This is a genomic window from Nocardiopsis eucommiae, from assembly GCF_965344335.1.
Lineage (GTDB): Bacteria > Actinomycetota > Actinomycetes > Streptosporangiales > Streptosporangiaceae > Nocardiopsis > Nocardiopsis eucommiae.
Genome location: NZ_CBDRIY010000052.1, coordinates 24,414 through 34,010 on the forward strand (window position 1 = coordinate 24,414; position 9,597 = coordinate 34,010).

Sequence of the window (9,597 nt, forward strand, 5' to 3'; positions counted from 1 at the left end):
GCTCCCCGGCGTCGTTAGCATGTAGCGGTGCCGCGATCGCCCTGACCTGCGACGCACCGAGCGCACACCACACCAGCGGGAACACCAGGGGGAACCAGACCGTGAGCGACGAGCGCGAGAACCTGAGCTACGAGCTGTTCGGCACGGCGATGCGCGAGATGGCCCAGGCGATCGCGGACGACGGGTACGAGCCGGACATCATCCTGTCCATCGCCCGGGGCGGCCTGTTCGTCGCCGGTGGGCTCGGATACGCCCTCGACGTCAAGAACCTGCACGTCATGAACGTGGAGTTCTACACGGGAGTGGGCACCACCCTGGACATGCCGGTCATGCTGCCGCCCGTCCCCAACGTGGTCGACCTGAGCAAGAAGAAGGTCCTGGTCGCCGACGACGTCGCGGACACGGGCAGGACGCTCAAGCTGGTGCACGACTTCTGCGCGGAGCACACCGCCGAGGTGCGCAGCGCGGTCATCTACGAGAAGCCGCAGTCCCTGGTCAAGTGCGAGTACGTGTGGAAGCACACCGACCGCTGGATCAACTTCCCGTGGTCGGTGGAGCCGCCCGTGGTGCGCCGCGAGAACCAGGTCCGCGACGCCTGACCCCCGGGGTCACGGGGTTCACCCCGGGGTGGCGGCCCCGTCCTCCCGCACCGGGTGGTCGACGGTGGCGGTGTTCCCTCCGCCCCGTTCGTCCTCCGGGGCCCGGAGGAGCAGGCGGGCGACCACCGCCACCATGAGCGCGCCCAACAGGAGCATGCTCAGGGCCGCGGGCAGCCGCCAGGGCCCGGGCACGTACAGCGGCAGGTGCCAGGACCGCTCCGCCACCCCCGAGGCCAACGCCACCAGGGACATCGATCCCTGGTAGAGGGGCAGCCAGAAGGTGAGCCCCAGGGCCGTCACCACGGCGCCGGCCCTGGAGGACAGTGAGTCCAGGTTGCGCCCCGCCCGGGAGAGCGGGGACCGCCTCGCGCCCTCCGTCCCGGAGGGGTCCCCGTCGCGTTCCGCGTCCGTACCCGTCTCCGCCGCACGGGCGGAGGTGTCCCGGCCCCAGCGCAGGGTGCCGAGCAGCTCCGGGCCCCGTCTCTCCAGGCGACGGTGAGCGACCCGGCCCAGGCCCCAGCCGAGCAGGAGGCCCTCCAGGACCCCCACCGCGACTCCCGACCACATCAGGCCCGGCTGGTCCAGGAAGAACCCGAGGGCGGTGACCGCCACGGGTGGCACCACCGAAAGCAGCAGCACCGGGAACAGGACGTTGAACTGGCCGACGACGTCCCCCGACTCCAGCGGGTCGCCACCGTGCCGGTGCGGTTCCGGGCCGGGAGCGGGCCAGAGCACCGCGAACAGCACACTGAACCCTGCTCCGCCCCCGACGAGGGCGGGCAGGACCGCGAACACCCAGGGCCAGGCCCAGTGCTGCCCGGTGAACAGGATGCCGCCGACCGACAGCAGGACCGCCACTGGCACGAACACCAGCAGCCAGGCGGCCTGCCGTCCACGCACGTCGTGCCGCGCGGCGCCGGGTGCGAGCAGGGTCTGCCACAGCGCGGTGCCGTCCAGCGCGTACACGTTGAGCGACATCAGCGCGGCCAGCGCCACGACGACGAGCCCGGCCAGCGGGATCATGAAGGTGAGCCCGACCAGCACGCCCAGGGCGCAGACCAGGACACCGGTCCACAGGGCGGTGCGCAGCTCCAGGGCCCGCCGGGGATCCCGCCCCCAGGTGCGCAGTTCGCGCCCCATCACCGCGCCGACGGGACCGGAGGGCAGGAGGCTCCCGAGCCTCCCGGTCACACCCCGGCCGTGGCGGGCGGGGGCGGTGGTCGGGCTGGTCATCCGTTGACGGAGGAGCGAGGCCCAGCACGCGGTCAGACCGGTGGACGCCAGGACCAGTGCGGCCAGCGCACCCAGAGCCGACGGGGCGTCGCCGCGACCCGCGGCGGTCACCGCGTGGACGCCCCAGCCCGAGGGCAGGGCGAGCAGCACGGTGTCATAGGGGGCGGGGACGCCCCGGTTCCAGAGCAGCGCGAACACGTCGGTGTACTGGGACACCGCCTGGTACAGCATGTACGCCGAGAACCCCGCCGCGAGCACGGCGGCGTTCCGGATCGCGGTGACCTCCACTCCGATCCGGGTGCGCAGGGCCGCCCCGGAGAGCGCCGTGACCACACGTGACGCCAGGACGAGGAAGACCACCTGGAGGGGGATCGCCACCACGGCCACGAGCGCGGCGAGCACGCCCCACCGAACGGCCAGGACGAGCAGTGACAGGGACGCCACCGCGGTGACCGGGACCGTCACACCCACGAAGGACGAGGCCAACAGGCCCAGGGCGATTCCGCGCGGTGGGATCGTTTCCAGGGCGAAGTACTCCGGGCGCAGCGACGTGTCCCCGCCGCCCGCGCCGGAGGGTCCCAGGACCCAGCCGACGAACCAGGCAGCCATCAGCGCGGAGAGCAGACCGGTCACCGCGAGCGGCGGCGCCAGGGCAGCGGTGAGCACGGTGAGGAGCGCCAGGGCCAGACCGATGACGCCTCCGACCGCACGTCGGGTACCGGACCCGTGCCGCAGGACCGCCAGCCTCATGCGGATCATCACGCCAACCACGCGAACCCCCCGACCGGCGCGGGCGCGCCGACCAGCGCGACGAAGGCCTCCTCCAGGCCCGCGTGGTCGCCGCGCACCTCCGCCAGCGTCCCCTCGGCCAGCACACGGCCGCGCGCGATGACGCCGACGTGGTCGCAGACCTGCTCGACCAGGGCCATGACGTGGCTGGAGACGACCACCGAGCCACCACCGTCCGTGAACGAGCGCAGGATGCCCTTGATGACGCTCGCCGAGATCGGGTCGACGGCCTCGAAGGGCTCGTCCAGCACCAGCAGGCGTGGTGCGTGCACGAGGGCACCCGCCAGACCGATCTTCTTCCGCATCCCCGCGGAGTACTCGATGATGAGGGTGTGCTCCGCCTCGGCGAGGCCCAGACCGTGGAGCAGGTCGTCCACCCGTTGGCCGACCTCACGCTCGGACAGGCCGCGCAGGCGCCCCAGGTAGCTCAGCATCTCGCGTCCGGTGAGACGCTCGGGAAGCGCCATCCCGTCCGGCAGGACGCCGATCATCGACTTGGCCCGGACCGGGTCCGCCCACACGTCGGCTCCGAAGACCCGGGCCCCGCCGCTGTCGGGGCGCAGCAGTCCGACGGCCATGGTCAGCGAGGTGGTCTTGCCCGCTCCGTTCGGACCGACGAGGCCGTAGAAGGAGCCGCCGGGCACGGAGAGGCTCACGCGGTCGGCCGCCTGGTGGTCACCGAACCTCTTGCTGAGCTCGTACAACTCGAAGGCGGGAGGAAGGCGGGTCATGAACACCTCGGGGGGTCGTGTCCGACGCTGGCTCGTGCCTTCGACACTAGGAAGGGGCGGACGCGTCCGGTGTCCTCCTACAGGGCGGAGGAAGGGGCCCCGTGTCCTCCGTTCGGAGGAGGCCGCCGGTGGCGGGTGTTTCACGTGAAACACCCGCCACCGGGTCACCACGCGGGCAGTCGAGGTGTCGGTGGGTCGACCTGACGACGAGGCACCAGGTCGACATGTCGACGGCGATGAGCCGACGGAGCGCGGTCACGGCTCCACGGGGAGTCGCCCTCAGGTGGTGCGCTCCACGTCCGCCGACGGTGCCCCTGGGGTCGGGCCGTCGGACGGTTCGGCGCCGACGGGGACGGACTCCGGGGCTCCACGGTCCGCCCGGCCGTAGGCCATCCGGCGCAGGAAGGCCTCGGGCGGACCACTGACCCCGAACCGGCCCATGATCGCGGCGACCACCACGGTGGCCACCCAGACCCCGGCACCGAGCAGCACCGACTGGGCGTCGTCCAGGCGCGTGGCCAGGTTGAGCGTGTACGGCATGAACAGCACGAGCCACGCCACGGACTGGAGGAGGTAGCAGGTCATGGATCGCTGCCCGGTGGCCGCGAGCGCCCGCACGACCGGCCCACGGCGATCACCCAGGGCCACCGCCACCAGCGCGATCAGCGCGGCGTAGCCGAAACCGCCCGCGTACCCGGACAGGACATGCAGCCACTTCGCCCCGACCTGGAGGGCGGGGTCGGGCGCCCAGACCCGGATCAGCACGAGCATCTGCGGGACGGCGCCCAGCACGGCCAGCGGAACGCCGAAGCCCGCGACGCGCCGCAGGAACGGGAGGTGCCGCTCGGGTTCCTCCAGGAGTCGGCGGCGGGCCGCCCAGATCCCCACGGTGAAGGGGAACAGGGAGATGGGCACCATCACCATGGCGAGGAACGGCCAGGTCCCGAGCCGGATGAACAGGTCCATGAGGGGGGTGACCTCCACGGCCACGTCCTGCTGGGTTCCCGACAGGGAGAGCGCGACCTCGGCGGTCGAGTAAAGCAGGCTGCCGAGGGACATCCAGACGAGACCGTGGGCGAGCAGGCGGCGGTCGCCCAAGCGGAGCAGACCGGCGAACAGCAGCGCGATGAGCCCGTACACGGCGATGACGTCGCCGTGGAAGATCAGGACGGTGTGCAGCAGTCCGATGACGATCATCCACCGGCCGCGCCCGCGCAGCAGGGAGCGGACCCAGGGCCACTCCCGTCCCTCGGCGGTGCGGCGGAGGTGGATCCGCGCGAGGCCGTAGCCGAACAGCGCCGCGAACATGGGGTAGCCGCGCGACTCCGCGAAGAGGGTCATGAAGCCGGTGACCGCGACGTCCAGGGTTCCGGCCAGGCTGAAGACCTCGCCTCCCGTCGCGAACTGCCGGAACATGTGGGCGTGCACGGTGGCGATGACCAGGAGCATGAGGCCCCTGGCGAGGTCGGGGGCGAGCGAACGTGGGCCGGTTCCCTCCGGTGAGGGCGGCCGGTTCGGTGAGGGGGTGGATGGCACCGGGGTCTCCCGTTCTCGCATTATTGGATACGATTGCGTATCTAAGAGAATAAGATACAACACCGTTTCTTATGAACGGACGGACATGACTGACCAGATGCGGCCAGCCGCCAGGACCACCCGAAGGCGCGGACAGGAGCTCGTCGACGCCATCCACCGGGCCGTGATCGCGGAGACCGCCGAGAGCGGCGTGTCCGGCCTGACCATGGAGGGCGTCGCCCGCCGCGCCGGGACCGCCAAGACCTCGCTCTACCGCCGCTGGGCCTCACCGGAGGACATCCTGGTGGAGGCGGTCCTGCGCCACTATCCGCAGGAGAGCCCGACCCCGGAGGGAGGCGACCTCCGCGAGGACCTCGTTCGGGCGCTGGAGCTCTTCCGGGCGCTCATGGGCGAGGCCACCCTGGGACGGGCACTCATGGCCGTGTTCGCCGAGGGCCTGCACCGACCCGAACTCCTCGAACGCATGACGACGGAGGTGTACGAACCGCGCGGCGGACGCTTCACCAGGACCGTCCTGAAGCACTACGCGGCACGGGGGGAGATCGACCCGGGCCGGGTCACCGACGTCACCACCGACATCGGTGAGGCCATGATGATCAAGTACTGCGCGGACAACGTCGGTGAGGTCCCGTCGACCGAGTACCTGGAGCGGATCGTCGACGAGGTCGTCCTCCCCGCGGTCGGCTGGGCACCGGAACGGTAGCCGGGCGCGGGTGCGGGAGGCCCCCGGTAGGTCCGACGAGTCGACGAGTCGACATCACGACAGGCGGGCACGTCGACTCGCCGCCCGTCACGCCGGGCGCGGTTCGGCTGTCCCCGTCCGGGGCGGACCAGTCGCCGCTCCCCGGCGAGGAGGTCGTCCACCGGGCCCGGCGGGCGTCGGTGCTACGGACCGACCAGGCGGGAGAGCTCCACCCGGGAGCGGATGCCGAGCCTGCTGTAGATGTTGCGCAGGTGGTGGTCGACCGTGCGGGTGCTCAGGAAGAGCCGCGCGGCGACCTCCCGGTTGGTGGCCCCGTCCGCCACGTGCCGGGCGATCCGCAGCTGTTGCGGGCTGAGCAGGTCCACCCCGCTGCTCTCGCGCGTCGCCGTACTGCCGCGCGCGGCGCGCAGCTCCTCCCGGGCCTGGCGCGCCCACGGCCGGGCGCCGAGCCGGTCGAGGACCTCCATGGCCGTGTGCAGGTGCTCGCGGGCCCGCCCCGGATGCCGGGAGCGGCGCAGGTGCCCGCCGTACAGCAGCCGGGTGCGGGCCTCCTCGAAGTCGCAGTACCCGGAGCCGTGCAGGTCCAGCGCGCTCTCGAAGTACCGGTTGGCCTCCTCGCCCTCCAGGAGCAGGCCCCGGCAGCGCATGACCTGGGCCCGAGCGGTGTCCTGACCGGTGGCCTCCGCCCAGCTGGCGAAGGTCTCCACCGCCTCGTTCACCCGCACCGCGACCCCGCCGCGCACCGACGCCTCCACCAGGTGCGGGGTGATCAGCAGCCGCACCGCCGCGTGACCGCTGCCCGGACCGGAGCGCGCCAGCGCGCGCAGCCGCATCGCCGCCTCCGAGGTACGCCCGGAGCCGAGGTCGAGCAGGGCCAGCGCCCAGGCGGCCAACCCGGCGGGCAGCCCCACGTCGTGCTCGCCGGCCTGGGCCAGGGCGGTTCCGGCGTGCTCCCGGCACGCGTCCTCGTCCCCCCGGATCGCGGCGACGAAGGCGAGGGCGCCCCGGTGGTGGCTCGCGCAGTTGTCCTGACCGGACTCCAGGGAGACCCGGAGCCCCTCGGCGGCGCTGCCCTCCGCCAGGGACAGCCGTCCGAACCACATCTCCGCGTAGGTCAGGAACTCCAGGATCTGCGGGACCAGTGTGAGCGCCCCGGTGCGGCGGGCCGCGGACGCCGCCCGACCGGCCAGGGCCCGCGTGCGTACGTGGTCGCCACGGAGCAGCGCGGCGATCACGCCCAGCACGAGCGCCTGCGGGTCACCAATGCGGTCGGCGGCCTCCACGGCCCGTTCCAGGAGCACGACGCCCTCGCGGTGGCGTCCCTGGAACATGGCGGCCTTGCCGGTCATGTAGTCGAGGACCAACCGGTCCCAGGGCCTGTCGGCGCCGTCCGGCTCCCCGGGCGGTTCCGCCGCGAGGTCACCGGCCCTGCGCGCGGTGGCGAAGAAGCGTTCGTGGTCGCCGGACAGGCAACTGGCCTCGCCCGCCTGGAGCAGGACCCGCAGCGCGGCGCCGGGATCGCTCAGGGCCAACCGGTCGGCCGTGGGGCCCAGGAGCTGGAAGGCGTCGATGGCCACGCCCGAGCGCAGGTCCATCTCGGCGCGGAGGAGGTCGGCGCGCACCTGGACGGTGTGCGCCTCGACGTGGCCGGGGCCCACGGTGTCCTGGTTCGGGAGCACCCTCGCGAGGACCCGCCTGGCCCGGTCCGGATCACCCGACAGCCACGCGGAGCGGGCGGCGTCGGTCAGGCGCAGGCCACGGAGGGCGGGGTCGGGGGTCAGCCGCGCCGCGTGTTCGTGGAGCAGCGAGGCGGGCGCGTGCCCGCCCCGGTCGACGGCACGGCGGGCCTGCTCATGGAGGGCGGCGGCGACGCGTTCGTCCGGGGCGCCCGCGGCCAGGGCGCGGTGCCAGACCGCGCGTCCGTGGTCCCCCGCCGCCTCGTGGGAACGGGCCAGGTCCCGGTGGACGGAGCGGCGCTCGGCGGGGGAGGCGCGGTGGTAGGCGGCGGACCTGGCCAGAGGATGGGCGAGGTCCGTCCGCGTCCGGGTGTCGGTGAGCAGCCCGGCGCGGCGCGCGGGTTCGAACGGGTCCGGGGAGGCGGGATCCCGGCCGCTGCCGGGATCGGCGGGCTCCGGGGCCGCGTGGTCCGAGGGTTCTGCCGGGTCCTGGGCCGCGTGGTCCGAGGGTTCTGCCGGGCCCGGTTCGTCCGAATCCGCGGTTTCGGCGGGTGCGGCGGACTCGGGGTCCGGCGCGTGCGGGTCGGCCGCGACCCGCAGGAGGGCGAGCCGGGTGGCCCGGGGGAGCCCGGCGAGCGCGGTGGCGAAGGCGTCGGTGAGCTCGCCCCGGGAACGCGGCGGCTGGTCCAGGGCGACGGCCCCGGTGCGCTGTTCGGGTCCGGCCCCCTCCAGCAGTTCCAGGGCGGCGCGGGGGTTGCCCTCGGCCGCCCTGGCGAGGGTGACCGCCACCGGCGCGGCGAGCTCGGAGGCCTGCTCACGGCTGGCGTCGGAGAGCAGGTCCAGGACCGCTTCCTCCCGCAGGGGGCGCAGCCGGAGCACGGGGATCCCGGCGAGCCGGTCGGGGTCGCCGTCCCGGGCGCTCAGCAGGACCGCCGCTCCGTCGTGGGTGAGGCGGCGTGCGGCGAAGGCGACCGTCTCCCGGGACGGTGCGTCGAGCAGGTGGAAGTCGTCCACGCAGAGCAGGAGCGGGCCCTCCGCGGCGGTCTCCGCGATCAGTCCGAGGGCCGCGTTGGCCAGGGGGAGGGGCGCGCCGGGATCACCGGTGTCCAGGGCGCGGGTGAGCGTCTCGCGCTGGACGGGCCGCAAGCGGGGGAGTCGGTGGAGCGCGGGGCGCAGGAGCTGGTGCAACCCGGCCAGAGGGAGCCGTCCCTCGCCCGGGGCGGCGCGGGCCCGGAGCACCGTGAGCCCGTGGCTCTCGTCCACGGCGCGCTCGACCAGGGAGGTCCGGCCCGCGCCGGAGGGGCCCGTCACGAGGAGGCCGCCGCCGTGTCCGGAGCGGGCGGCGTCGAGCAGGTCGCGGACGGTGCGCAGTTCGTGGTCGCGTCCTCGGAGGGGCGTCGTGCGTGTGAGCGGGTTCACGCTGATCACCCCCTTAAGTTACTCGTCGGTTAAGTCCGAGTAAAGGGACCGGCGATTCAGCCGATGCGCTCGGTGTGACCGGGGGCACACAATCGGGTTCCCCGCTTCCCCCACCCTCGGAGGTCACATGAGACGGCTGACCGCCCTCCTGTGCGGACTCGTCCTCGCCCTCACCACGGCCCTCCAGGCCGCCCCCGCCACCGCGAACACCCACACCCCGGTCGTCTTCGTCCACGGGTTCATGGGCAAGGGCGGCCAGTGGGACGACATGCGCGCCGCCCTCGCCGACTCCGGTGTCCCGGAGGACCGGCTCCACGTCTTCTCCTACGACTGGGCCCGCTCCAACACCACCATCGCCGGGCAGCTGGCCGCCCACGTCGACGGCGTGCGCGAGCAGCACGGCGTGGACCGCGTGCACCTGGTCACCCACTCCATGGGCGGCCTGTCCTCGCGGTACTACGTCAAGAACCTCGGCGGCACGGAGACCGTCGACCAGTGGATCTCCATCGGCGGCCCCAACAACGGGACCAACATCGCCAACCTGTGCCCCTCACCGATCACCCCCTGCCAGGAGATGCGGCACGGGTCGGACTTCCTGAACGACCTCAACACGGGCGACCCCACGCCGGGCCCGGTCCGGTACACGACCCTGCGCTCGCCCTGCGACATCGTCATCTCACCCACGGACAGCACGTCGCTGCCCGGCGCCGACAACATCCAGGTGGGCTGCGTCGAGCACATCTCGATGATGTGGAACGGCGAGGTCATCGACCACGTGCGCGGCCTCGTCAGCTGACCCGCTTCCAGCTGAGGGCGCCGTGTCGCCCTGTCGCCGTGTCGCTCTGTCGACAAGGAGAGAGGGAGACATCGGGGCGGGGGGGGGGGGGGGGGCTCCCCCCCCCCCCCCCCCC

7 protein-coding genes are annotated in these 9,597 nt (G+C 73.3%); 3 read left to right on the forward strand and 4 right to left on the reverse strand.

Going from position 1 to position 9,597, the window contains the following annotated elements:
* The first annotated feature begins 101 nt into the window (after positions 1-101).
* A complete protein-coding gene (locus ACRWK8_RS24375) occupies positions 102-599 on the forward strand; it encodes a phosphoribosyltransferase (RefSeq protein ID WP_017545676.1) in 498 nt (165 codons plus the stop codon).
* An 18-nt stretch (positions 600-617) separates the two neighbouring features.
* Here ACRWK8_RS24375 and ACRWK8_RS24380 read toward each other — a convergent pair whose 3' ends face one another.
* The 3 genes from ACRWK8_RS24380 to ACRWK8_RS24390 form a co-directional block, all read right to left on the reverse strand.
* Positions 618-2,591, reverse strand: coding sequence for a hypothetical protein (locus tag ACRWK8_RS24380; protein ID WP_431872980.1), 1,974 nt, complete (start codon positions 2,589-2,591; stop codon positions 618-620).
* On the reverse strand, positions 2,591-3,352 hold the full coding sequence (locus ACRWK8_RS24385; RefSeq protein ID WP_431872981.1) for an ABC transporter ATP-binding protein: 762 nt from the start codon (positions 3,350-3,352) through the stop codon (positions 2,591-2,593). The genes ACRWK8_RS24380 and ACRWK8_RS24385 overlap by 1 nt, the downstream gene beginning before the upstream one ends.
* 279 nt (positions 3,353-3,631) lie before the next feature.
* Positions 3,632-4,888 (reverse strand): DUF418 domain-containing protein, encoded by a 1,257-nt coding sequence (locus ACRWK8_RS24390; protein WP_431872982.1) that lies wholly within the window; start codon positions 4,886-4,888, stop codon positions 3,632-3,634.
* A gap of 85 nt (positions 4,889-4,973) precedes the next feature.
* On the opposite strand from ACRWK8_RS24390, the gene ACRWK8_RS24395 reads away from it, so the two are divergent.
* Positions 4,974-5,591 carry a TetR/AcrR family transcriptional regulator gene (locus ACRWK8_RS24395; RefSeq protein ID WP_431872983.1) on the forward strand — a complete coding sequence of 206 codons (618 nt, stop codon included), beginning with the start codon at positions 4,974-4,976 and terminating at the stop codon, positions 5,589-5,591.
* Between the two features lie 182 nt (positions 5,592-5,773).
* Here ACRWK8_RS24395 and ACRWK8_RS24400 read toward each other — a convergent pair whose 3' ends face one another.
* Positions 5,774-8,695, reverse strand: coding sequence for a helix-turn-helix transcriptional regulator (locus ACRWK8_RS24400; RefSeq protein ID WP_431872984.1), 2,922 nt, complete (start codon positions 8,693-8,695; stop codon positions 5,774-5,776).
* Between the two features lie 118 nt (positions 8,696-8,813).
* On the opposite strand from ACRWK8_RS24400, the gene ACRWK8_RS24405 reads away from it, so the two are divergent.
* A complete protein-coding gene (locus ACRWK8_RS24405; RefSeq protein WP_431872985.1) occupies positions 8,814-9,482 on the forward strand; it encodes an esterase/lipase family protein in 669 nt (222 codons plus the stop codon).
* The last annotated feature ends 115 nt before the right edge of the window (positions 9,483-9,597 follow it).